Consider the following 25893-nt stretch of genomic DNA (forward strand, 5'->3'; position numbering starts at 1 on the left):
ATTCATGAAGACGGCTCTTACCGGATACGGTTATGAATGGGCTGAAACTCAAACAGAAAGGAAGAGATTATGAAAAGATTGTATGTATATAAGATTCTGCTGGCTGTTCTTCTGGCCGTATGTGTGGCCGGTGTGGTTTTTTATCATAGGTTCAGTACAAGGTCAAGTGCTGACGAACTGTATGCCGGGGAGAAAAGCAGGCATACTGATGTTATGGCCACCTCAACGGATGGAATTGCGGATATGGCCGGATATGAGATAAGTTATGAAGATGTGGACTGCATCCTAAGCGGCGATGTGGTGTTTTACAATGGGATGCCATACACGAGGCATTACACGGTGCATAAGGACGGTGTAGAGTACAGGGCATACTGCGGCGATCATAAGAAAAATGAAGTTAAGAGCACGGACAAGGTGGCATTTTCCGTGACAAATGACAGACTGCTTCAGAAAGCGTTTCTGTATGGACCGGGAAGTGAATATGCGTGGTCTGGTTTTAAGGGGGTGTCCGCAGATCACAGACAGCTCATCATGACACTGACTTTGAATTATATAAGACATGGACAGTATTTTGACGTTATAGACGAATTCTATAAATACATATCGGAGACAAAGCGAGATGAGATCATCCTTCAGGGAGATCAGGCAGATATAGAGATAATAGATGATGGAAGCAAAGAGAATTACGGTAATTATGTAAGTCTTAAGGATTATACCGGTTATGTGGACAAGAAGACTGGTGAGAAGAGAAGAAGAACCAGGATAATGAGGTGTAAGGCAGATGCTGAGAATGAAGTGAGGATCTCGGTACCGGCGGATACATGGCTCCATATCAGGAAAAGCGGAGAAAAGGAGTTCACCATCCACAAGACAGGTAAGGTAACTATAATGGGAGGCGACAGATTCTTTTTCAGTGCTGAGAAGGCTCATAAGGGAACGGGCACAGTAAAGTCTGGTAAAGGGATCCCCGGAGTTACAGTGTATACTGTAGATTCCACTCAGGTAGATGATGACCAGCAGTTGTTATTTGGAACGGTAGCTTCAAGCAGTATTTCTATGGATATTGAATGGACGGGAGAGAAGCCTGTTCTTGGAAAGTTCAGTCTGCACAAGACCGACAGAGATTCCGGCGCCGGTGTGGGAGAAGCTCTGTACAATATTGAGATGGAAGTGAAAAACGGCACACAGAGTCTGCGCACTCTGGTGGCTCAGATAGAGACTGATGAGAATGGACATGGTATAGTTGTGATGTCAGAATATGGCGGACTTGGAACCTATGAGATCACAGATATGCCGTTCGGAACATACAGGATATATGAGGAAAGGGCTCCGTACAACTATGAGAGAAACAGTGCTGTGGCACAGCTCGTTATAAACGAAGAAGGAGAATTTCTGTCCGTGGATGGCAAGGAGGTCAGTACATCCACGGAGCTTGAAATAAGCTGGGAGACTTGGGACAAGGTGATCTCAGGCAAGATTGATCTGAGCATATACAAACAGGATGCGGAGACGGGAGATAAATCTCAGGGAGATGCTGTCTTGTCAGGGGCTGAGTTTACAGTCAATTATTACAGGAATTTTTATAATTCCGTGGACGAGCTTCCAGAGAAGCCGGATCAGAGCTGGACGCTTAAGACGGATGACAGCGGTAAGTGCGGCCTTGAGGATGTGGTTTTGCAGACGGGAACAATCACGGTTCAGGAGACAAAAGCCCCAGAAGGGTACACGCTTGTGAATTCAATATTTAAAAGCGCAAAGGATGGCAATATTATAAAGGATAGTTCAGATGGAATATATCTGGACAGAATAGAACAGGATGGCGACACTGTTCGTCTGGTAAATGGCTACGAGCTTGTGGTCGGGAACCATGTCGTAAGAGGTGACTTCAAATTCAAAAAAGTGGATGCCGAGGATGGGACAGCGATCGCAAATGTGAGATTCATCGTCGAGAACTCCGATGGCACCCAGTCTGCGGAGATAACAACTGATGCCAATGGCGAATACTCCAGTTCTGCGGATGATATCTGGTTTGGGGATGGAAAGCCGGACAAGACCAAAGGGTCACTGCCGTACGGAGAGTACACATTGACAGAGCTTCGTTGTGATGCAAATAAGGGAAAGTATAAGAGCATTGCTCCGATAAAATTCAAAATAGATTCAGATGAGTGCGTGTTTGATCTTGGGGACATAGTTGATGAGAGGATGCCGGAGATAGAATCTGTGGCGAAGAACAGTGAAGACGGATCGAAGTTCATTGATCCGGATGCGGAAACTGCAGATATCACGGACACGGTGAGTATGAAAGGGCTGGATATCGGTCACAGATACAAACTGAGCGGAAGCGTTGTCTCACAGGAGTCGGGCAGACCGCTTGGGGCAGATGGATCAACGTCAGAGAAATGTTTTACCGCAGATGCAGAGGAGATGACTGTGGATGTGAATTTCAGGTTTTCGACTGACAGCATAAGTGGTTCGGCTCTTGTCTGCTATGAGGTGCTTACGGATGAGGATTATGAGGGAGAGGTCGTAGCTTCACATGAGGATGTGAACCTTGCTTCACAGACAGTTTATACAAAAGAAAAAGAGAAGATCAGAGGGAGCATAAGTGTCCACAAGACGGATGATATTCTGGAGACACCTCTTGCGGATGCGGAGTTCACATTGTACAGGGCATCTGATCATGAAAAGCTCATGACAAAAAAGACTGACAAAGCCGGCAGTGTAGAATTCACCGGACTCGAGCCGGGAGAGTATTATATAAAGGAGACCAGAACTCCCAAGGGTTATATTGCCGACCCGGGGGTAAATTCCATACCGGTGAGCGTGCCGGAGAGTGCAGATGAGCCACCGGTGATAAATGTCAAAAATCACTATGGCATGGTGCATATACTCAAGACGGATCAGGAGGATGGCAGTCCGCTTGCCGGGGCTGTGTTTGGCATATATGATGACCGGGGTGCTCTGATCGCAAAAGCTGAATCGGAAGAAAATGGACAGGCTGTATTTTACGGACTTGCCAGAGGCACGTATAGCATAGAGGAGTTAGCTGCCCCGGAGGGTTACGAAAAAGCAGACAAAAAAATTCAGATAGACACATCAAAAAATGAATATACCATGGATGATCCGGTGATCATAACAAATCAGAAAATAAAAGAACATCCATCACCCGACACGCCAAACACTCCTGATACGCCGGACACCGGAGATCGGGATCCTGTTTCGAAGGTCATACTGCTTATGTGCTTTGCCGTAGTTTCGGTTGCGGGAATCGTATTTTACAGGAAAAAATTTACCGGAGAATCAAAATGACAGTAATAATAACATGGGACAATGTGGTTGACCTTTAGATTTATAAGTGATAACATACAAAATGGACTTGTATAAATAATAAATATCACGTGAGGTGCGAAAGATGAGTAAAAGTTTTGATGATTTATTGGCAAAGGTTTCACAGTGCAGCAGAAAGACAGTTTCAGTTGCAGTAGCACAGGATGCGCCTATTCTTGAGGCTGTAAAGGCAGCAAAGGAGAAGGGAATCGCAGATGCTATACTTGTGGGTGACGAGGCAAAGATCAGAGAGGTCGCAGATCAGATCGGTATGGATCTTACAGGTTATGAGATTGTAAATGAGCCAGATGATATAGAGGCTTCACTTAAGGCAGTGAAACTTGTTCATGATCATAAGGCTGACATGTATATGAAGGGACTTCTCTCAACAAAGGATTTCCTGAAGAGTGTCCTCAACAAAGAGGTTGGTCTCAGAAATGGTAAGCCACTTTCACATGTATGTGTATTTGAGATCCCTGGTATTGACAGACTCCTGTACCTTACAGATGTTGCGTTCATGACTTATCCTTCACTTGAGGAGAAGAAGTCGATCATAGAGAACTCTGTAGAGGTTGCTCATGCGTGCGGAATACCTTGTCCAAAGGTTGCTCCACTTGCAGCAGTAGAGGTTGTAAATCCTAAGATGCCTGTAACAGTAGAGGCTGCTGAGCTCACAAAGATGAACGAGAACGGTGAGATCACAGGCTGTATCGTTGACGGACCTCTTTCAATGGATCTTGCGATCGAGCCAGAGGCAGCTATCCATAAGGGAGCTACAGACAGAAAGATCGTTGGAGATGCCGATATCCTTCTGTTCCCAGACATACATGCAGGTAACCTTGTATACAAGACACTTGTTCATACAACAAAGTGTAAGAACGGATGTATCATAACAGGTACAGATGCTCCTGTAATCCTTACATCAAGATCAGATACATTTGAGGTTAAGCTCAACTCAATAGCACTTGCAGCAGTTGTTGCAGAGTCACTTAAGGCAAACAAATAAGCCATACATAAAAAACATTTGGAGGTTTAAAAAATGTCATATAAGATTCTTATAATAAACCCAGGTTCAACATCGACAAAGATCGGTGTGTTCGAGGACGAGACACTTCTGTTTGAGGAGACACTCAGACATACAACAGAGGAGCTTGCAGGCTTCAATATGATAGTAGATCAGAAGGACTTCAGAAAGAAGGTTATTCTTGATGTCCTTGCTGAGAAGAACTTTGACATCAAGACACTTGATGTATGTGTAGGACGTGGCGGAATGCTCAAGCCAATCCCAGGCGGTACATACGCAGTAAGCGATGACCTTCTTGAGGATCTTAAGATCGGTAAGCAGGGCCAGCATGCATCAAACCTTGGTGGTATCCTCGCAAGAGAGATCGGTGATGAGCTCGGAGTTCCTTCATACATCGTAGATCCAGTCGTTGTTGATGAGCTTATGCCATCATCAAGACTTTCAGGAGTACCTGAGCTTCCAAGAATAAGCGTGTTCCATGCACTCAACCAGAAGGCAGTAGCCAAGAGATATGCAAAGGAAGTTGGCAAGAAGTACACAGACCTGAACCTCATCGTAGTACATATGGGTGGCGGTGTATCAGTTGGTGCCCATGATCACGGTAAGGTAGTAGATGTATACAACGCACTTGACGGTGACGGTGCATTCTCACCAGAGAGAGCAGGTGGCGTTCCTTCAGGAGCACTTGTAAAGATGTGCTTCTCAGGCGAGTATACACAGGCTGAGGTTATGAAGAAGCTCGTTGGAAAGGGCGGCTTCAACGCTTACATCGGAAGCAACGATGCAAGAGATCTTGAGAAGCTTGTCAATGAGGGCGATGAGCATGCAAAGCTTGTTCAGGATGCATTCTATCAGCAGGTTGCCAAGGATATAGGTGGTATGGCAACAGTTCTCAGAGGAAAGGTTGATCAGATCATCCTCACAGGTGGAATCGCATATTCAAAGCACACATGCGAAGAGCTTGAGAAGAGAGCAGGATTTATCGCTCCATTTACAGTATATGCAGGAGAGGATGAGCTTCTTGCACTTGCTCAGGGCGCACTCAGAGTCATGAATGGCGAAGAGGAGCCAATGAAGTATTAAGAGAAAAGTGATTTTCAGATAAAAAGTTCATGGCATATAACAGAAATTGCCATTATAACATAAGCCGTATTGTTAATAATACTAACAAGACGAAAGTCTTAAATAATTATTTCAATATGGAGGTACAGGGTTATGGCAAGTTCAAACTCTAACAAGACAAGTGTTCCAGAGGCAAAGAGTGCTATGAACAAGTTCAAGATGGAGGTAGCCAAGGAGATCGGTGTTGATCTTAAGGATGGCTACAATGGAGATTTAACATCAGCTCAGTCAGGTTCAATCGGTGGCGAGATGGTTCGTCAGATGATCAAGAGACAGGAAGAGCAGATGTCAGGAAGATAAGCCTGGCTTATAATCTCCGTTAGATCTACGAACAAAAAGAAGACCTGGTGTATGATCCATACATCAGGTCTTTTGTGTCGTGAAAACTTTGTATTATAATAATAGTATAATGGACTGGACAATCATTTGCACATTATGATATAATCGATGATTGATGTGGACTTTGTCCACACATATAAACAAGAAAAAGATAAATGGATGCTATCTGAGTGCCTTAATTGTAGGGCTTAAGGCACCATTTGCACATTTCAAGGAGGAAATAAAAAGATGAGTTTCACAGTAGAAAAGCTTGAGCACAGCATGGCAAAGCTTACAATCACAGTACCTGCAGCAGATTTTGACAAGGCAATGACAGCAGCTTACAACAAGACAAAGAACAGATTCAATGTTCCAGGCTTCCGTAAGGGCAAGGTGCCAATGGCATTCATCGAGAAGATGTATGGCCCGGAAGTATTCTATGAGGATGCTGCAAATGCAATGATCAACGAGTATTATCCAAAAGAGGCTGTAGCTTCAGAGCTTGAGATCGCATCACAGCCAGTTATTGACGTAATAGAGATGGGCAAGGGCAAGGATTTCGTATTCACAGCAGAGGTTGCTGTAAAGCCTGAGGTTACACTTGGCGATTACAAGGGAATCGAAGTTGAGAAGATCGACGTTGAAGTAACAGATGACGAGGTTCTTGAGGACATCAAGAAGGAGCAGCTTCAGAACGCAAGAAAGGTACTCGTAGAGGGAAGAGCAGCACAGCTTGACGACGAGGTTACTCTTGACTTCGAGGGATTTGTTGATGGTGTTCCATTTGATGGTGGAAAGGGTGAGAACTACAAGCTCGTTCTTGGCTCACATTCATTCATCGATACATTTGAGGATCAGCTTGTTGGTAAGAACATCGGAGAGGATGTTGAGGTTAACGTAACATTCCCAGAGGATTACCAGGCTGAGGAGCTTGCAGGAAAGCCGGCAGTATTCAAGTGCAAGATCAACTCTATCACAGAGTCACAGCTTCCAGAGCTCAATGATGAGTTCGCAAGCGAGGTAGGCGGATGCGATACACTTGACCAGTACAAGGAAGAGGTAAAGCAGAAGATACTTGCAAAGAAGAACAGAGACGCTGCAAACGAGAAGGAAGCAAAGGTTCTTGACAAGGTTATCGAGAACGCAACTATGGATATTGCAGATGCACAGGTTGAGGATATGCAGAAGAGAATGAAGGATGAGTTCGCTCAGACACTTCAGTATCAGGGAATCAGCCTTGAGCAGTATATGCAGATCGTAAACGTTACAGAGGAGTCTCTCATGGAGAGAATCAAGCCGGACGCACTCAAGAGAATCCAGCAGAGAGCAGTTCTTGAGGCTGTAGTAAAGGCTGAGAACATTGAGGCTACTGACGAGGAAGTTGACGAGGAGCTTTCAAAGATGGCAGCTCAGTACCAGATGAAGCTTGAGGATATCAAGGGATTCATGGGCGACGCAGAGAAGGACAGCATCAAGAAGGATGTAGCAGTTAAGAAGGCTGCAAAGCTTCTTGTAGATGAGTCAAAGGAAGTTTAATATTTTAACAGACAGATTGGCTTGATATGTATTGGAGGTAGATAACATGGCATTGGTACCATACGTTGTAGAACAGACTAGCCGCGGAGAGCGAACATACGATATTTATTCTAGATTGCTGAAAGACAGAATCATCTTTCTTGGAGATGAGGTCAATGATGCAACTGCAAGCCTTGTTATAGCACAGTTGTTATTCCTTGAGTCAGAGGATCCTTCAAAGGATATCTCATTATATATCAACAGCCCGGGTGGATCAGTTACAGCCGGAATGGGAATATATGACACAATGAGATATATCAAGTGTGATGTTTCAACAATATGCTGTGGAATGGCAGCGAGCATGGGAGCATTCCTTCTTGCAGGAGGAACAAAGGGCAAGAGATATGCGCTTCCAAACTCGGAGATCATGATACATCAGCCACTTGGTGGAACCCAGGGACAGGCAACAGAGATAGAGATCGCAGCCAGACATATATTAAAGACAAAAGAGAAACTCAACAAAATGCTGAGTGAGAATACAGGAAAACCACTTGATGTTATAGCGGCAGATACAGATCGTGATAACTGGATGACTGCTGAGGAGGCTTGTGCATACGGCCTTATCGACAGCGTTATAACAAACAGATAATACAGATAGAGATATCTGATATGTAGAAGATGTATCAGTTGGTTGGAGCCAGCCTGCAGAACCGGCGGTGTATTCGCAGATTCTGGAAAAGACTGGCTCCAGACAATTATAAATAGTGAATAATCGAGGTATTGTAATGGCAGATCGTAGTGACGAGAGAAAACAGCTCAGATGTTCTTTCTGTAATAAGACACAGGATCAGGTTAGAAAACTCATAGCCGGACCTGGGGCTTACATATGTGATGAATGCGTAGAGATATGCTCAGAGATAATAGAAGAAGAACTGGTTGACGCAGGACTTGATTCAGATGGTGATATCAATCTGTTAAAGCCAAAGGAAATAAAAGAATTTCTTGATGAGTATGTAATAGGTCAGGAAGAGGCAAAAAAGGTACTGGCGGTTGCCGTGTACAACCATTATAAGAGAATACTTGCGCAGAAGGATTTTGAGGTTGAATTACAGAAGAGTAATATCCTCATGGTTGGCCCAACGGGATCAGGTAAGACATATCTTGCCCAGACCCTTGCAAAATTGTTAAACGTTCCTTTTGCAATAGCAGATGCTACAACTCTCACAGAGGCTGGATATGTAGGAGAGGATGTTGAGAACATTCTCCTGAAGCTTATACAGGCCGCTGATTATGACATAGAGAGAGCTGAGCATGGAATAATCTATATTGATGAGATAGACAAGATCACAAAGAAGAGCGAGAACGTATCCATAACCAGAGACGTGTCGGGTGAGGGCGTTCAGCAGGCTTTGTTAAAGATAATAGAGGGCACTGTGGCTTCAGTTCCACCTCAGGGTGGAAGAAAGCATCCGCATCAGGAGCTTATCCAGATCGATACGACCAACATATTATTCATATGTGGTGGTGCGTTCGAGGGACTGGAGAAGATTATAGAGAACAGAGTTGGCCAGAAGTCAATTGGCTTTAATGCAGAGGTTATAGAGCAGTCAGAGCAGGACGTTGGACAGCTCCTCAAGCAGGTTATGCCACATGACTTTGTAAAGTATGGACTTATCCCTGAATTTGTGGGAAGAGTTCCTGTTGCAGTGACTCTGGATCTTCTGGATGAGGATGCACTTGTGAGAATACTGACAGAGCCAAAGAGTGCAATATGCAAGCAGTATAAGAAGCTTTTTGAGCTTGATGGAGTTCAGCTTGAGATAGAGGATGATGCGCTCAGAGAGATAGCAAAGGAAGCTATGGAGCGTAAGACCGGAGCTAGAGGACTTCGAGCTATCATGGAGAATGCTACACTTAATCTTATGTACGAGATCCCTTCAGATCCAACTATAGAGAAGTGTGTTATTACCAAGGGTGTCATAACAGGCGATGAAGAACCTGTACTGACTTACAGAGATCCATCAGAGGATACAGACCTTCCTAAGAAAAAGGTAAGGAAGAAAAAGGCAAATACAGATAACGGCGAGAGTGCATAGTCATTATTGCCGAAATGAGACGTTATAACGCTGACATACATTTGCGCCCTTATAAGCCTTTAAATGTGCAGTGTTGATAACGTCTTATTTTTTAATGATATATACGGAGATAACAGGTATGAATGAGAAAATGTTAGAGATGACAATGATTAGTCTTGACGATGGCGTGGTTATGCCGGAATTGTCCTTCTATCTTGATGCGACAACGCGTGAAGCCTGCGAGGCGGTGGGACATGCAGTCAAGAATGAGGAATGTATATTTCTGGCAAATCCTGTTCATAAGAACGGCGATAGGACAGTTTCGTTTTATGAGATAGGTGTCATAGCCAGGATAAAGCAGTTTGTCAGACTTCAGAACAAAGGCATGAGGGTTCTCATACAGACTGAGAAGAGAGCGCGCCTTGTGGATTACAGCAAGGATAAATATTATGTGTGCCACGTGACAGATGTGGAGGAGACTAACGACATCAGCGAGGATGAGGAGAAGGCTATACAGAGCATACTCAAGGAAAAGCTTAAGGAAGCATTTGACGAGGGTATAGTGAAGAACAACGTTTTGTACAGGGAGATACGTTCATTCAAGTCTGTCAGAAAGCTGGTTGACAGCATGGCCGACTATGTGAATATATCTGATGACAACAGGCAGGAGCTTCTGGAGATGCTAGATGTCAGAAGCCGCGCTATGAGGTTGATACAGATAATGGAGGAAGTTCTCGGAATCGGCAAGATCAAGAAAGAGATCATGGAAAAGGTCAATCAGGAGACCGCTGAGAATCAGAGAAAGTATGTGCTCAGAGAGCAGATGTCCGTTATCCGTAAGGAGCTTGGTGACGACGGCGTAGATGCAAATGTCAGAGAATTCCAGAAGAGACTCGATGAGGCGGGCTGCAGCCAGGAAGTATACGATAAGATAGAAAAAGAGATAAATTACTATAAGGGCATACCTCAGAATGCAGTGGAGAGCAGTGTGTCGGCAAACTATATCGATGTGATGCTCAGCTATCCGTGGAATGTGTCAACGGAAGATAATAATGATCTGCAGTCAGCCATAGACATACTTGACAAAGATCACTATGGCCTTGAGGAGGTCAAAGAGAGGATCGTTGATTATCTTGCTGTTCATATATTGAGCAATAAGGGGGACCTTCCGATCATTTGTCTTGTGGGACCTCCGGGAACAGGAAAGACATCCATAGCAAGGTCGATAGCCCGTGCAACATCGAGGAAATATGTCCGCTTATCACTGGGCGGAATCCACGATGAGGCGGAGATCCGAGGTCACAGGAAAACATATGTGGGAGCTATGCCTGGAAAGATTGTACAATCCATGATAAAGGCAAAGACGAACAACCCGCTCATGCTTCTCGATGAGATAGACAAGGTGAGCAGTGATTACAAGGGAGACGTGTCATCGGCACTTCTCGAGGTGCTTGATGGTGAGCAGAATAAAGAGTTCAATGATCACTATTTTGGAGTGCCGGTGGATCTGAGCAATGTGCTGTTCATAGCAACGGCGAATGACCTCTCCGGTATACCTGGGCCGCTCCTCGACAGAATGGAAGTCATAAATATATCGGGATACACGGAGAATGAGAAGTATCATATAGCAAAGCTGTACCTTGTGGAGAAGACCCGTGAGAAGAACGGACTGACAAAATCTCAGTTCAAGATAGATGCCGGTGCCATAAGGGAGATCATAAGCCACTACACAAGAGAGGCGGGAGTCAGAAGTCTTGAGAGAAATATAGACAAGGTGTGTCGGAAGGCCTGCCGCAAGATACTCACCGGTGAGATGGATGTGGTCAAAGTCACAAAGAAGAATATCCAGGATTTCCTTGGCCCATACAAATATAAAGATGAGAATGGAAATCTGAAGAATAAAATTGGCGCTGTCAGAGGCCTTGCTTGGACGGCGGTTGGCGGTGTCACTCTGGAGATAGAGGTCAATGTGCTTCCGGGGACAGGAACTCTTCAGCTCACAGGTAAGATGGGCGATGTTATGAAGGAATCCGCTTATGCGGGAATGAGTTATATCAGATCCCTCAAGGAATCACTGGCGCTTGGAGACGATTACTTTGCAAAGCACGATTTCCATATCCATATACCGGAGGGGGCAGTTCCAAAGGATGGTCCGTCTGCCGGAATAACCATGGCGACAGCGTTGTATTCAGCCATATTTAACGTGCCGGTTAATGGCAGAATAGCTATGACAGGAGAGATAACTCTCAGAGGAGAGGTGCTTCCTATTGGAGGCCTGAAGGAGAAGCTCCTTGCAGCCAAGATGATCGGTGTTAAAGATATACTGATACCGGCGAAAAATGAGAGCGATTATCTGGAGCTGGATGAAGAGATAACATCTGGAGTCAATATTCATTTAGTGGAAGACATGAGGCAGGTGCTTGACCTTGCCCTTGTCAGATAAGGAGAAGTATATGATAGTAAAGAGCGCTGAGCTTGAGACTGTGTGTGGAATTACAAGTAAATTACCTGATAACGATCTCCCAGAGATCGCATTTGCCGGCAAGTCAAATGTAGGAAAATCATCTCTGATAAATGGATTGCTTAACAGGAAGTCGCTTGCCAGAACATCCGCGCAGCCAGGTAAGACACAGACGATCAATTTCTATAATGTAAATAAAAATCTGTACTTTGTGGATCTGCCGGGATATGGATATGCAAAAGTATCGGTGGAGATAAGAGCAAAATGGGGCAAGATGATCGAGAGATACCTTCACGGTTCCCCGCAGCTCAAAAAGGTATTCCTGCTGATAGACATAAGACATGTGCCATCGGAGAATGACTGCATGATGTATGACTGGATCGTGGACAATGGCTATGAGCCGGTGATCATTTGCACAAAACTGGACAAGATCAAGAGAAGCCAGGTTCAGAAGAACTTGAAGCTCATACGTGAGAAACTGGATCTTGTTCCTGGAACAACGATGATACCGTTCTCCGCACAGACAAAGCAGGGAAGAGATGAGATCTGGAATCTCATAGAGGAGACACTGGCACAGGAGCAGCAGTAAAGTAACATGAACATATAGTCAGATAAATAGACAAAAAAATGACTGAGAATATCGAAGAGTATAATTCTTTTCGGTATGCTCAGTCATTTTTTATGCTGATATTAGCTGGATGTGTTGGATGCCCATAACTGTTTTACGAGTATATCATATATCTCAGTGCTTTTCTGACGCCAGTTGTCACATATGGCAACAGCCACGGCCTGGGTAGGCACGCTGAACTTTATATCCAGCAGCGGCTCGTTCCTGTCGTTGATGACGCAGGAGACGGTATATTCATTGGAATCGTTGAGGTAGTAGTCAGACTGTATCTCAGTTTCCTTTTTGAGGTTGATCTGCTGTTTCTCAAAGAAATCCAGTATATCCTGTTTGATGGCATATGGGATCCTGTTCTCGAACATGCTCAGGGCTTCCTCACCTTTGTAGGTTATCTTATAATGGGATGCGCCTCTTATGCTTGATACATATACAAATTCGCTTTCTATAAGTCCGTTTATGGCTTCCTGAAGAGTGAAATAATTGGTGTAGCCCTTCTCCAGAACAAAGTCTGAAATCTGTGAATTGGTCAGAGTGAAGTTAACTCTGTCAAGCATATAGAGCACTATGAGTTTATATAATACAATAGATTCGGTTCCCATATCGTGTATCCTTTGTTAAAATGTTTGTCCGTGCTGATGAACGGACAACATTCATATGATAACATTAGTAAAATTTAAAATCAATATATTTACAATTGTTCTATTTATGTTATAATGAGCGAGAATAATATGCGTGCTTAGCGCATTTTTATTTTTTTACCGTAATTGAATTTGATGTATCATTGAGAGACACTACTTATTTCTTAGAGTGTTTATATTCCCATAATACTTAATTTATTTGTTGATCATTGGTTTCAGTGAAAGGAGACAATTATATATGGATTTTAGTAAAGCTTCTCTTGCAGAGCTGCGTCAGTTTACCAAGGATAATGGTATAAAAGGCTGCTCGGGAATGAAGAAGGCGGAGCTTGCGCAGTTCCTCATAAAATATGTGGAGGAGCATGTGACAGCGGTTTCAGTGGAAAATAAGAAAAATGTGTCAGAGCATAAGACCGAGCATGTGGTCAGAGAGACAGCTGGAGACACAGAATACAGAAAAAACAGGATAGTACATCACTCTGAGGGCTCAAGAGATGATGATTCCAGGGAGAACAACGGACAGAGACGTATGAGAAGAATGGCTACATATCAGGATCGCAGCCAGAATCAGGAGAGATACCAGGATAGAGGTCAGAATCAGGACAGAAACCAGGAAAGGTATCAGGACAGAGTCCAGTCAAATCAGGCGGCACAGAACGTGAACGAGTATCTGCCGGAGCTCGACAGTGGAAGACAGGCTCACGGAATACTTGAGGTCATGCCTGAGGGATATGGCTTCATAAGAAGTGCAAACTATCTTCCGGGAGATCAGGATATATATGTGTCACCGGCACAGATCAGAAGATTTGGTCTCAAGACAGGAGATATAGTCACAGGTAATATAAGAAACAAGACACAGGGAGAAAAGTTCAGTGCCCTTTTATATGTGGCAAGCGTGAACGATGAGGATCCCGCGGTCATAGCGGCCCGCAAGAGCTTTGAGGAGATGACCCCTATCTTCCCTAATGAGAGGATAGAGCTTGACGGAGACGGTGCTCCTATCCCTATCAGGATGATCAATCTTCTTGCCCCTATAGGTAAGGGACAGAGAGGCATGATCGTTTCACCACCTAAGACAGGAAAGACGACTCTTCTCAAGCAGATCGCAAAGCAGATCAGCAGAAGATATGAGGATATGCACCTGCTCGTCCTTCTCATAGATGAGAGACCTGAGGAGGTAACAGACATAAGAGAGTCCATAGAGGGCCCTAATGTGGAGGTTATCTATTCAACATTTGATGAGCTTCCAGAGCATCATAAGAGAGTGTCAGAGATGGTCATTGAGAGAGCAAAGAGACTTGTGGAGTCCAAGAAGGATGTTGTGATCCTGCTCGACAGTATCACACGTCTGGCAAGAGCGTATAACCTCACGGTCGCTCCTAGCGGAAGAACTCTGTCAGGTGGTCTTGATCCTGCAGCGCTTCACATGCCAAAGAGATTCTTTGGTGCCGCCAGAAATATGCGTGAGGGAGGAAGCCTTACGATCCTTGCCACAGCGCTGGTCGACACGGGCAGCAAGATGGATGACGTTGTATTTGAGGAGTTCAAGGGAACCGGTAACATGGAGCTTGTGCTTGACAGAAAGCTCTCAGAGAAGAGGATATTCCCTGCCATAGATATAGCAAAATCCGGCACCAGAAGAGATGATCTTCTTCTCAACAAGGAAGAGCAGGAGGTTGTCACAGCCATTCACAAGGAGCTCATGGGAAGTAAATCAGAGGATATTCTTGAGGATGTCAGAAAGCTGTTTGTTCGTACCAGAAACAACAAAGAATTTATCCACTATGTAAAGCAGTCACTTCTCAGAAAATAACAGCAGGATTGCTGAGATGATTTTGTCAAAAAAATCAAAAAACTGCTTGCATTGTACTGGTCACTATGTTAGAATACAGAAGTTGTGTTATGAAGAACCCTGGCTTTATGCCTGTTCTCATATATAAATATATATGTAAAGAGGTGAAAAAGAATGCGTAAAGGAATACATCCAGATTACTATCAGGCAAAGGTTGTATGTAACTGTGGTAACGAGTTCGTTACAGGATCAACAAAGGAAGAGATTCACGTAGAAATTTGCTCAAAGTGTCATTCATTCTACACAGGTCAGCAGAAGGCAATCAAAGCACGTGGTAGAATTGATATGTTTAATAAGAAGTATGGCGTTCAGGCCAACTAATAAAAACGTTGATAGCTTGAGGTTATTTTACAATAATCTCAAGCTGTTTTTTTATTATCCAGTTAAATATACCGATAGGAGATTGGCGTGAAGAGAGTAAGAATAGGCGGTCAGGCTGTCATGGAAGGTGTCATGATGAAAAATGGCGACAGATATGCGGTGGCAGTCAGAAAACCGGATAAAGATATAGAAGTGAAAGTTGTGGATTATGTGTCCATGGCATCGAGAAGTGTATTTTTCAGAGTTCCTATAATCAGGGGAGTTGTCAATTTCGTGGAATCCCTCGTGATAGGAGTGAAGACCCTCACATACTCAGCATCGTTTTACGATGACGAGGAGCCTGAGAAGGCGGAGAAAGAGAAAAAAGAAAAGAAAAAAGAGAGGACACCTGATCAGCAGAAAAGAGCGGACGATGCGGCGATGATAGGTACAGTGTTATTTTCACTTGTATTTGCCATCGCGTTATTCATGATGCTTCCTGCATTTATCGGGGAACTCATAGACAAGGTTATAGATAACAGGATTATCATGTCTGCCATAGAGGGAGTTATAAGACTTGGAATATTTCTGGGATATGTGGCACTCATATCGCTTATGAAGGATATACAGAGAGTGTTCATGTACCATGGGGCAGAGCACAAGACGATCAACTGTTTTGAGGCTGGGGTGCCACTGACTCCGGAGAACGTGAAGAAGTATTCAAGATATCATAAGAGATGCGGAACAAGCTTTCTGTTCATCGTAATGATAATAAGCATAATTGTTTTCATGTTTATAAGCGCAGATACGGCATGGCTCAGACTTGTCATAAGACTGCTGCTGGTTCCGGTAATCGCCGGTATATCATACGAATTTATAATGTTTGCTGGCAAGAGTGATTCAAAGCTTGCAAATGCGCTGTCAGTTCCGGGAATGTGGGTTCAGAGACTCACCACAAGGGAGCCGGATCTTGACATGATAGCAGTTGCGATAAAGTCCGTGGAGGCAGTTATAGACTGGGAGGCATACCAGGACGCCATGCACAAGGGCGAGATAGAAGATTAAAGGATTTCGATAGAGATGAAGCTGTGTGAACTTTTGAGAATGGGACGGGACAGGCTGGAGAAAAGTGATGTTCCTGATGCGGATATAGACGCTGATATATTGTGGCAGTACCTGTCGGGTATGAACCGTATGGATATGATCATGGCCAGAGAAGATGACGTGGATGATGATAAATCGGAAGCCTACATGAAGCTCATAGAAAAGAGGAGCACAAGGATTCCGCTTCAGTATATCACAGGTGAGCAGAATTTCATGGGATATGATTTTGATACCGCAGAAGATGTGCTCATTCCAAGGATGGACACAGAGACTCTTGTTGAGACGGCATTGAAGCTTGTAAAGGACGCTGACCATAACGTTGATGTTCTGGACATGTGCTGCGGTTCGGGCTGCATAGGAGTATCGTTTGGACTCTGGAATAAGAACAGCAGGATCGTACTTGCCGATGTATCTGAGGCAGCGATCGGTCTTGCAAGGAGAAATGTAGCGAAACTGTGTGCAGGGGATGATAGATTTGAAGTGGTCAGGACGGATCTCTTTGAGCAGATATCCGGAAAATATGACCTCATACTGTCGAATCCTCCATATATAAGAAGTGATGTCATAGAGACACTCATGCCGGAGGTCAGGGAGCATGAACCACATCTGGCACTTGACGGAACGGCGGATGGATTGTATTTTTATAGAATAATAGCCGATAAGGCGAGAGAATATATAAAGGATGAAGGATATGTTGTATTCGAGATTGGCAATGATCAGGCAGAAGATGTACAGTACCTCCTTGTAGATTCAGGTTATGACGATATACATGTTGTACAGGATCTGAGTGGTAATGACCGGGTGGTGTACGGCAGATATGACAGAGAAGATAACCGGTAGATTTAACGCTGCAGGAGACAGCGTGACAGAATGAATATAGAGAGGTATAGATATGTTTGACAGATTAGAAGAACTTGTAGATAAGCTTGATACGATAAATAATCAGCTCACCGATCCTGATGTTGTGTCAGATCAGAACAAATTCAGAAAACTCATGAAGGAGCAGAGCGATCTCTCACCTATAGTTGAGAAGTACCATGAGTACAAGGATGCAAAGACTACCATAGAGGACAGTCTTGAGATTCTTGAGGAGGAGAGCGACGAGGAGCTCCGCGAGATGGCAAAGGAAGAGATGAATGAGGCAAAGGCGAATCTCGAGACCATAGAGCAGGAACTCAAGATTCTTCTGCTTCCAAAGGACCCTAACGATTCCAAGAACGTAATCGTGGAGATCCGTGCCGGTGCAGGCGGAGATGAGGCTGCTCTGTTCGCATATGAGGTGTACAGAATGTACCAGAAATATGTTGACCAGTTCAAGTGGAAGGTTGAACTTATGAGTGTCAACGAGAACGGTATCGGAGGATTCAAGGAGGCTGTGTTTATGATCACCGGAGACGGTGCGTACTCCAAGATGAAGTACGAGAGTGGTGTACACAGAGTACAGCGTATACCTAAGACAGAGTCAGGCGGAAGAATCCATACATCGACCATAACAGTTGCGGTTATGCCTGAGGCTGAGGAAGTTGATGTAGAGATAAATGAGAATGATATAAGGATAGATGTAATGCGAGCATCAGGAAACGGTGGACAGTGTGTCAATACAACCGATTCGGCAGTACGTCTTACACATATACCTACAGGAATAGTGATCTACAGCCAGACAGAGAAATCACAGCTCCAGAACAAGGCAAAGGCATTTGCCCTTCTGAGATCAAAGCTGTACGACATGGAGCTCCAGAAGCAGCATGACGCAGAGGCTGCGGACAGAAGAAGTCAGATAGGAACAGGAGACAGATCAGAGAAGATCAGAACATACAATTTCCCTGAGGGAAGAGTTACAGATCACAGGATCAAGCTCACATTATACAAGCTTGACCAGATCATGAACGGAGATCTGAATGAACTTATAGACAGTCTTATAGCGGCTGACCAGACAGCAAAGCTGGCACAGGTGAATGAGGAGGAATAATATGGCAGCGTGGAGTGACAATATAAGAAAAGTAGAACCTTATGTTCCGGGTGAACAGCCTAAGGATACAGATGTGATAAAGCTCAATACAAATGAGAATCCGTACGGCCCGTCACAGAGAGTGAAGAATGTAATGATGGATATCGATACACTCAGATTATATCCGGATCCAACAGCATCGGCACTTGTCGATGTGCTTGCAGAGTATCACGGAGTTGATCCTTCACAGGTATTTGTGGGAGTGGGTTCGGATGATGTGCTTGCCATGTCGTTTCTTACATTTTTCAACTCTGACAAACCAATATTGTTCCCTGACATTACATATTCCTTCTATGATGTGTGGGCAGAGCTTTTCAGTATCCCTTACGAGAGACCGGCACTTGACGAAAACTTCAGGCTGGTGAAGGAGAATTACTACAGAGAGAACGGGGGAATCGTATTCCCTAATCCAAATGCCCCTACAGGAATATACGAGGACATAAAGAATGTTGAGGATATAGTCAGCCACAACAAAGATTCGATAGTCATAGTAGACGAGGCGTATATAGATTTCGGCGGCGAGTCGGCACTTGGCCTTATAGACAAATATGACAATCTTGTGGTTGTAAGAACGTTCTCAAAGTCGAGATCCATGGCGGGACTCAGGATAGGATATGCAATAAGCAACCCAGTTCTGATAAAGGCCCTCAATGACGTAAAGTATTCATACAACTCATATACAATGAACAGACCATCACTGATAATGGGAACAGAGTCAGTTAAGGACGATGAGTATTTTAAGGAGACTGTTTCAAAGGTGGTCGCCACGAGAGAGAGATTCGTGGAAGCTATAAAGCCACTTGATTTTACATGTCTTCCTTCGTCTGCAAACTTTGTATTTGCAACGCATAAGGATATTCCGGCAAAGGAGATATTCCAGGCTGCGAAGGATGCCCATATATATGTCAGATATTTTGACAAACCACGTATAGACAATTATCTGAGGATATCCATTGGTACGGATGAAGAGATGGATAAATTCACAGAGTTCCTTACAAATTATATACAGGAGAGATAATAAATAGACCGCTGTGCCAAAGGCATGGCGGTTTTTTCTTGATATGGCGGCAACAACTGTGCCAGGATTCCACTATAAAGCGCAGGATTCCACTATAAAGCGCGCCAAAACTATTGAATTTGGCAGAGTTTTTCTATAGAATTCACCCATGAAATATTTCAGGAAAAAATATCGGGACGTTTCGTTTGATTTTGTTTGTAAAAGGAGAATTGAATGAATTTTGATGAATTTATAGCCAGAGTAGTGGATGAAATGAGAAGCAGACTTCTCAGACAGGGAGATGGATCAGACATCCGGGTCAATAAGGTTTTGAAGAATAATGGGGTGGAGCTCACTGCGATGAATGTGTGCAAGAGCTCTGAAGAGGTGTGTCCTACGATATATCTTGATCCGTTTTACAGGGATTATGAGCAGGGGATGGATTTTGATGTTGTTATGGAAGATATATGCAGGCTCAGAGAGGCGAACTGCAGGTGCAGGAAGCTTGATATACGCGATGTGGTGGATGAGACGAAGGTTATGGACAACATAATAGTGCGGCTTGTCAACAGGGAGCGAAATAGCCGGCTGCTTGAGAGTGCACCATTTATAGAGTTTAATGATCTTGCGATAACTTTCAGAAGGGTGCTGAGTCTGGATAACGACGGCCTGGCAACCACGATAGTCAACAATAATGATGTGAAGAGGTGGAGAGTCAGTCTGGATACATTGTATAAGAATGCACTTAAGAACACCCAGAGAATGTTTCCGTGTGTAAGGCAGAACCTTTTTGATGCGCTGAAGGGCAGATATGAAGGGATAGATTTCGATGACGACTGTGACAATGTGGACGAACTGTACATGTTGTCAAACACGCACGGTATCAATGGGGCCACGGCCGTACTGTATGATGGAATGCTTGAGGAGTGTGCGAATATGGTGGATGATGACATATATATCCTGCCATCCAGTGTGCATGAGCTGCTGTTTATCAGGGCAAGTGCGGATTACACAGAGGATTATTACAAGGATCTCATAAGAGAGGCGAACAAGGTAACAGTGCCTGCCATGGATTATCTGTCTGACAGTCTGTATATGTACAGCAGGGAAAAAGGAAAACTCTTGATAGTCTAAAATGTTGACAAAATATATCCCATGACATAGAATAAAACCAGTGTTCTAAGGGCAAAAATTATGTTTAATGGGAGGAACAGACATTGGAGGATAGTTATATTTCGTGCAGAGATAAAATTGTCGCTTCAGCTATCGAACTAATTGGAGATTTGGGATTACATGCTCTTACACCGAAGAACCTTGCACGAAAGCAGAATATATCTGATACGCTGATATATAAGTATTTTGGGGGTATAGATGAGGTACTTATAGCGGTTGTGAACGAATATGCGGCATTTGATGTCAATATCCAGAGGACTGTTGAGAGACTTGACGGGACATACCTGGATAAGATCAAGTATTATGCAGATACATATGCAACATATTATGATAACTATATTGGTATGGGTGCGATAATGTTGCATTATGAAGAATTGCTTCACATGTCAGAGACGAGAGAGATCATCTCTGAGTGTATGTTGAAGCGTAATGATTTTGTGTGCACATTATTTCAGAGTGCGATTGACAGCAAGGAGATACGAGCGGTTTTCTCACCGAAGGAACTTACGCTCATGTTCAACGGAATTTTTACAGAGGGATTGCTTGAACGGAGAAACCAATACTCAAGGAAGAGTTTCAGGGTTGAGATCAAGGAGATGCTCAGTCATCTTGAGAAAGTACTTAGGTTGTAAAATTAGGGAGGAATTGTCATGAAGATATTAATAGCTGAGGATGATGTTGCAAATGCAAAATTTTTATCCAAGTATTTGAGTAAGTTTGGTGATGTGGTCATAACACCTGATGGAATCGCAGCGGTTGATGAATTTGTAAATGCTCTTGAGAAGGGCGAACTGTTCGAGCTGGTGTGTCTTGATATCATGATGCCAAAGATAGATGGGTATAAAGTTCTGGCATCCATAAGAAGTGCAGAGAGAAAGCACGGAGTGTCAAGGATGCTCAGATCGAAGGTCATAATGACCAGCGCACTTGACGAGGCAAGCTTTGACAGCAATCTCGCCAGCGACGATTATGATGATTACATATGTAAGCCGATTGATATCATGAAGTTTAATGACATGCTGAAGAAACTGGACATTATCAAGTAGATGATATGATATTGATACATGCGAAGCCCGTTATTGCAAGATATCGGGCTTCGAAGTGTCTTATGACACTGAATATTAGATGGCAGGGACATAAAGATGGATTTATTTGAGTATATGAGGGAGAATTTCTCGGAGGATGATTCTCCTCTGGCAAAAAGAATGAGACCGACCAGCCTTGATGACGTGGTTGGACAGGAACATATTATAGGCAAGGACAAGCTTTTGTACAGGGCGATAAAAGCGGATAAGATAAGTTCGCTTATATTTTATGGCCCTCCGGGGACCGGCAAGACTACGCTTGCCATGGTCATAGCCAATACAACCAAAGCGGAGTTCAGACAGCTCAACGCCACAACGGCGGGCAAGAAGGACATGGAAAAGGTTGTGGAAGAGGCGAAGAATACCAAGGCTATGTATGGCAGACGGACTATACTGTTCATCGATGAGATCCACAGATTCAACAAGTCACAGCAGGATTATCTCCTGCCATTTGTTGAGGATGGAACGGTGGTGCTCATAGGAGCGACCACGGAGAATCCTTATTTTGAGGTTAACGGAGCTCTCATATCCAGATCTCATATATTTCAGCTCAATCCATTGTCCAGAGAGGACATCAAGAAGCTCATCCACAAGGCAGTGTACTCAGAAAATGGCATGGGTGCATTTGATGCAGACATTGATGAGGATGCCGAGGACTTCCTTGCAGACATGGCGTCGGGAGATGCGAGAAGTGCGTTAAATGCCATAGAACTCGGAGTCCTGTCGACGGAGAGAAGCAAGGACGGCAGGATACATATAACGCTTGAAGTGGCTGAGGAATGTATCCAGAAGAGAGCTATAAGATATGACAAGGACGGAGATAATCATTATGATATAATATCCGCATTTATAAAGAGCATGCGTGGATCAGATCCTGATGCGGCGATATTCTACCTTGCAAAGATGCTTTACGGAGGTGAGGATATAAAGTTTATTGCCAGAAGGATCATGATATGTGCCAGTGAGGATGTGGGCAATGCTGATCCGAATGCTATCGTGGTGGCGTCGGCATGCGCACAGGCTGTGGAGAGAGTCGGAATGCCTGAGGCACAGATAATACTTGCCCATGCGGCTTCCTACGTTGCGTGTGCACCGAAGAGCAATTCTGTGGTGAATGCGATATTTGCGGCTATGGATGCGGTAAAGCATGAGGACACGGGCCAGGTTCCGGTGTATCTCAGAGATGCACATTACGGCGGTGCAGCAAAGCTTGGACACTCAGGATACAAATACGCTCATGATTATCCGAATAATTACGTTGACCAGCAGTATCTTCCTGATAAGATTGCAGGCAGGGTATTCTATGAGCCGTCGGACAATGGTTATGAGAGAGATATCAAGGCGTATTTTGATAAGATAAAGAAGAGAGACTGATATGGATATATTGAAGAGAATTGGAGCTATAGTGCTTGTACTTGTGCTCATCGGAATGTATGTTGCGACATTTATAATGGGAATAACCGGAAGTGATAATCTGATGGGTATGATATTCCTTGATGTGGTCATTCCTGTTGTGTGCTGGGGAATATGGCTCATCGCCAGGGTGCTCAGACGCAAGGGCGAAGATATGAGAGATCAGAACAAGTAGAACAGTACAAATATGTTGAAAAAAATTACATAATTTGATATACTCTTTAAAGTTCAAAAAATACTTAAGAGGTAGATGAAATGAGTTTATTAAAAGAATGGCGTGATTACGCATACGGATTAGATGACAGAACACCTGAGGGAAAGGAATTCTGGGTTAGTTATTTCCAGGCAGAGAAGGGCGTATATGAGCAGCTTCTTGCTAATCCTCTTGCGGACCCTGTACATGGAACTGTAAAAGAGCTTGCTGAGAAGTACGGACTCACTATTCAGTATATGATCGGATTCCTCGACGGAATAGATGACAGTCTTGCAGAATCAAACAATCTTGATGATGTGACAGAGGACTCAGAGGTTAAGCTTCCTATAGATTATGAGAAGCTTTATATGAACATGGTTGAGTGCAATGCAGAGTGGCTTTACACTCTTCCTCAGTGGGATGGAATATTCTCCAAGGCAAAGAGAGACGAGCTCTACAAGATACAGAAGTCATCTAAGACTATCATCAAGGCACCAAAGGTTGGAAGAAACGATCCATGTCCATGTGGAAGCGGACTTAAGTACAAGAAGTGCTGCGGTAAGTAATGATATATATCATGCTGATATAACTGGCAGATATGAGAAGGCGGTTAAAGGGTAAACTTTTGACCGCCTTTTATATTTGCGTGAAAGGATATACAGATGGAATTTAATGAATCCCAGAAGAGAGCGGTGAGACACTGCGATGGGCCGATGCTGTTGCTAGCGGGGCCTGGTTCAGGTAAGACTACGGTCATCACCCACAGGATAAAATACATTACAGAAGAACATGGTGTGAGACCTGACAATATTCTGGTCATAACCTTCACGAAGGCTGCGGCAAATGAGATGAAGGGGCGGTTTCAGGAACTGTGTCCGGGCGTCCGCGGGGTAACCTTTGGCACGTTTCACTCTGTATTTTTCTGGATGCTCAGAAATGCATATAATTACACAGCGGCGAATATCGTTACGGATTCAGAAAAGTATGGAGTCATAAGGGACAGCATAGACAGGCACGGCTTTAGGTATGACAGTCAGGAGGATTTTGCCAAGAATGTTGTCGGGGAGATAGGCAATGTCAAGAGCGGGAGAGTGAGTCTTGAGAACTATGAGAGCACAACGATGAAGCCTGAGGATTTCCAAGTTGTGTACGATGAGTATGAGAATTTCCTGAGAAGATGCGGGAAGATAGATTTTGACGATATGCTGGTGTTCACATATGAGCTATTGTCGGAGAGACCAGACATACTTAAGATGTGGCAGAACAAGTTTCGGTACATACTCATAGATGAGTTCCAGGATATAAATATGATCCAGTATGACATTGTGAAGCTGCTGGCCGGAGAGAGCCAGAACGTATTTTCCGTGGGTGACGATGATCAGTCGGTGTATGGCTTCAGGGGGGCTGCTCCGGCTATAATGAAAAAGTTCCCGGAGGATTTCCATGGTACGGTCATAGAATACCTGAATGTCAATTACCGCTGCAGCTACGATATAGTTGAGTGCTCGAAGCGGATAATACAGAACAACCGGGACAGATATGAGAAGCAGCTCAGGTCGGCATTTGCCGCGGGACAGAGCGACAGAGTCCATATAGTTAAGACGGACAGCATGACGGAGCAGAATAAGAAGATCATAGACAGGATAACAGAGCTTAACCGGGCTGGTATTCCATACCGTGAAATGGCGATCATATTCAGGACGAATACCGAGCCGAGGGCGCTGGCTTCAAAGCTCATGGAAAATGGCATACCATTTTTGATGAAGGATAACATACCAAATATCTTCACGCACTTCCTAGCTGAGAACATATTTGACTATATAAGGCTTGCAAGGGGCAGCAGGGACAGGAGAACGGTCCTCAGGATCATCAATAAGCCGAACAGGTATATAAGCAGGGATGCATTTGATTCGCCGGTGGTGAACTTTGAGGAGCTGAGGCAGAATTATAAGGATAAGTATAGGATAGTCAACAACATAAATGTCCTTGAGAACGATCTGGAGAGGATAAGCAGACTTGCACCGTACGCGGCTGTGAATTATATAAGGAAAGCGGTTGGACTGGATGCGTATGTGAGGGAATATGCTGAGTACAGGGGCGTGAGTGAGGATGATTATATTGATATCCTGGAGGAGATACAGGACAGTGCAAAAGACTTCCTGAGCTTCGACGGCTGGATGGAGTATATAGACGAATACACAAAACAGCTCAGAGAGCAGAGCAGGCAGGGCAGTGTGGCGGGTGATACAGTCACACTTTCGACTATGCACTGTTCAAAGGGACTTGAGTATTCATATGTATTCATAATGGATGCTGTTGAGGACATAACGCCTCATAAGAAATCGGTTGGAGATGGAAATATAGAGGAGGAACGCAGGCTGTTCTATGTGGCAGTCACGAGGGCTAAGTATGGACTGTATGTGTATGTTCCCCAGAAAATGTATGGAAGAAAAGCGGTGACCTCGAGATTTGTCCAGGAAATGCTTGTGGACAGGTCTCTGATAAAAACAGGAAACACCATAATCCACAAGCGGTATGGACGTGGAGTCATCACATATGTAGATGACAGAAAGCTGTGTGTCCACTTCGATGATATACATGAAACAAAGACGCTCAGCCTTGAATACACGATAAATAACGAGCTTATAGAAAACGCATAGATG

23 protein-coding genes are annotated in these 25893 nt (G+C 44.1%); 22 read left to right on the top strand and 1 reads right to left on the bottom strand.

The genetic code is table 11. The features are described from left to right. Window positions 1-69: 69 nt before the first annotated feature. The 9 genes from DWX57_RS02150 (at window position 70) to yihA (ending at window position 12431) form a co-directional block, all read left to right on the top strand. Window positions 70-3309 carry a SpaA isopeptide-forming pilin-related protein gene (locus tag DWX57_RS02150; protein WP_120122954.1) on the top strand — a complete coding sequence of 1080 codons (3240 nt, stop codon included), beginning with the start codon at window positions 70-72 and terminating at the stop codon, window positions 3307-3309. Between the two features lie 103 nt (window positions 3310-3412). Then, window positions 3413-4333: a phosphate butyryltransferase gene (ptb, locus tag DWX57_RS02155; RefSeq protein WP_022216032.1), complete on the top strand. Its 921-nt coding sequence runs from the start codon at window positions 3413-3415 to the stop codon at window positions 4331-4333. Between the two features lie 33 nt (window positions 4334-4366). After that, window positions 4367-5434 (top strand): butyrate kinase, encoded by a 1068-nt coding sequence (gene buk, locus DWX57_RS02160; protein WP_015534166.1) that lies wholly within the window; start codon window positions 4367-4369, stop codon window positions 5432-5434. A gap of 132 nt (window positions 5435-5566) precedes the next feature. Next, complete coding sequence (locus tag DWX57_RS02165; RefSeq protein ID WP_015534165.1) at window positions 5567-5773, top strand: alpha/beta-type small acid-soluble spore protein; 207 nt, start codon at window positions 5567-5569, stop codon at window positions 5771-5773. 267 nt (window positions 5774-6040) lie between these two features. Further along, a complete protein-coding gene (tig, locus tag DWX57_RS02170) occupies window positions 6041-7327 on the top strand; it encodes a trigger factor (protein ID WP_015534164.1) in 1287 nt (428 codons plus the stop codon). Window positions 7328-7373: 46 nt separating this feature from the next. Further along, window positions 7374-7955 carry an ATP-dependent Clp endopeptidase proteolytic subunit ClpP gene (clpP, locus tag DWX57_RS02175; protein ID WP_015534163.1) on the top strand — a complete coding sequence of 194 codons (582 nt, stop codon included), beginning with the start codon at window positions 7374-7376 and terminating at the stop codon, window positions 7953-7955. A 136-nt stretch (window positions 7956-8091) separates the two neighbouring features. Further along, entirely contained in the window at window positions 8092-9402 is a 1311-nt protein-coding gene (gene clpX, locus DWX57_RS02180) for an ATP-dependent Clp protease ATP-binding subunit ClpX (RefSeq protein ID WP_022216030.1), read from the top strand. A 118-nt stretch (window positions 9403-9520) separates the two neighbouring features. Further along, window positions 9521-11824 carry an endopeptidase La gene (gene lon / locus DWX57_RS02185; protein WP_120122955.1) on the top strand — a complete coding sequence of 768 codons (2304 nt, stop codon included), beginning with the start codon at window positions 9521-9523 and terminating at the stop codon, window positions 11822-11824. Between the two features lie 10 nt (window positions 11825-11834). After that, entirely contained in the window at window positions 11835-12431 is a 597-nt protein-coding gene (gene yihA / locus DWX57_RS02190) for a ribosome biogenesis GTP-binding protein YihA/YsxC (RefSeq protein ID WP_015534161.1), read from the top strand. Window positions 12432-12532: 101 nt separating this feature from the next. Here yihA and DWX57_RS02195 read toward each other — a convergent pair whose 3' ends face one another. Next, a complete protein-coding gene (locus DWX57_RS02195) occupies window positions 12533-13066 on the bottom strand; it encodes a DUF4364 family protein (RefSeq protein ID WP_015534160.1) in 534 nt (177 codons plus the stop codon). A gap of 277 nt (window positions 13067-13343) precedes the next feature. Here DWX57_RS02195 and rho point away from each other — a divergent pair, with 277 nt between their 5' ends. The 13 genes from rho to DWX57_RS02260 all read left to right on the top strand — a co-directional run bounded on the left by rho (window position 13344) and on the right by DWX57_RS02260 (window position 25890). After that, window positions 13344-14918, top strand: coding sequence for a transcription termination factor Rho (gene rho / locus DWX57_RS02200; RefSeq protein ID WP_120122956.1), 1575 nt, complete (start codon window positions 13344-13346; stop codon window positions 14916-14918). 153 nt (window positions 14919-15071) lie between these two features. Further along, window positions 15072-15278, top strand: a complete 207-nt coding sequence (gene rpmE, locus DWX57_RS02205) for a 50S ribosomal protein L31 (RefSeq protein WP_004853176.1) — start codon at window positions 15072-15074, stop codon at window positions 15276-15278. Window positions 15279-15365: 87 nt separating this feature from the next. Beyond that, window positions 15366-16322 (top strand): DUF1385 domain-containing protein, encoded by a 957-nt coding sequence (locus DWX57_RS02210; protein ID WP_207666504.1) that lies wholly within the window; start codon window positions 15366-15368, stop codon window positions 16320-16322. A 15-nt stretch (window positions 16323-16337) separates the two neighbouring features. Continuing rightward, window positions 16338-17201 (top strand): peptide chain release factor N(5)-glutamine methyltransferase, encoded by an 864-nt coding sequence (gene prmC, locus DWX57_RS02215; protein WP_015534159.1) that lies wholly within the window; start codon window positions 16338-16340, stop codon window positions 17199-17201. A 52-nt stretch (window positions 17202-17253) separates the two neighbouring features. Further along, window positions 17254-18330: a peptide chain release factor 1 gene (gene prfA, locus DWX57_RS02220; RefSeq protein ID WP_015534158.1), complete on the top strand. Its 1077-nt coding sequence runs from the start codon at window positions 17254-17256 to the stop codon at window positions 18328-18330. Between the two features lies 1 nt (window position 18331). Next, complete coding sequence (gene hisC / locus DWX57_RS02225) at window positions 18332-19387, top strand: histidinol-phosphate transaminase (RefSeq protein WP_015534157.1); 1056 nt, start codon at window positions 18332-18334, stop codon at window positions 19385-19387. 213 nt (window positions 19388-19600) lie between these two features. Beyond that, the gene (locus DWX57_RS02230; protein WP_120122957.1) at window positions 19601-20500 is read left to right on the top strand and encodes a DUF5688 family protein; all 900 of its coding nucleotides are present in this window, start codon (window positions 19601-19603) and stop codon (window positions 20498-20500) included. Window positions 20501-20583: 83 nt separating this feature from the next. Continuing rightward, the gene (locus DWX57_RS02235; protein ID WP_117548821.1) at window positions 20584-21171 is read left to right on the top strand and encodes a TetR/AcrR family transcriptional regulator; all 588 of its coding nucleotides are present in this window, start codon (window positions 20584-20586) and stop codon (window positions 21169-21171) included. A gap of 18 nt (window positions 21172-21189) precedes the next feature. After that, window positions 21190-21585: a response regulator gene (locus tag DWX57_RS02240; protein WP_015534155.1), complete on the top strand. Its 396-nt coding sequence runs from the start codon at window positions 21190-21192 to the stop codon at window positions 21583-21585. A 96-nt stretch (window positions 21586-21681) separates the two neighbouring features. Next, the gene (locus DWX57_RS02245) at window positions 21682-22998 is read left to right on the top strand and encodes a replication-associated recombination protein A (RefSeq protein WP_117874158.1); all 1317 of its coding nucleotides are present in this window, start codon (window positions 21682-21684) and stop codon (window positions 22996-22998) included. Between the two features lies 1 nt (window position 22999). Continuing rightward, on the top strand, window positions 23000-23212 hold the full coding sequence (locus tag DWX57_RS02250) for a hypothetical protein (protein ID WP_015534154.1): 213 nt from the start codon (window positions 23000-23002) through the stop codon (window positions 23210-23212). A gap of 80 nt (window positions 23213-23292) precedes the next feature. Continuing rightward, window positions 23293-23796 (top strand): SEC-C metal-binding domain-containing protein, encoded by a 504-nt coding sequence (locus DWX57_RS02255; protein WP_055144187.1) that lies wholly within the window; start codon window positions 23293-23295, stop codon window positions 23794-23796. A gap of 96 nt (window positions 23797-23892) precedes the next feature. After that, window positions 23893-25890 carry an ATP-dependent helicase gene (locus tag DWX57_RS02260; RefSeq protein ID WP_120122958.1) on the top strand — a complete coding sequence of 666 codons (1998 nt, stop codon included), beginning with the start codon at window positions 23893-23895 and terminating at the stop codon, window positions 25888-25890. Window positions 25891-25893: the final 3 nt, after the last annotated feature.

Origin of the sequence: Coprococcus sp. AF19-8AC, assembly GCF_003603115.1 — a bacterium.
In the GTDB taxonomy this organism is placed as follows: domain Bacteria; phylum Bacillota; class Clostridia; order Lachnospirales; family Lachnospiraceae; genus Coprococcus; species Coprococcus aceti.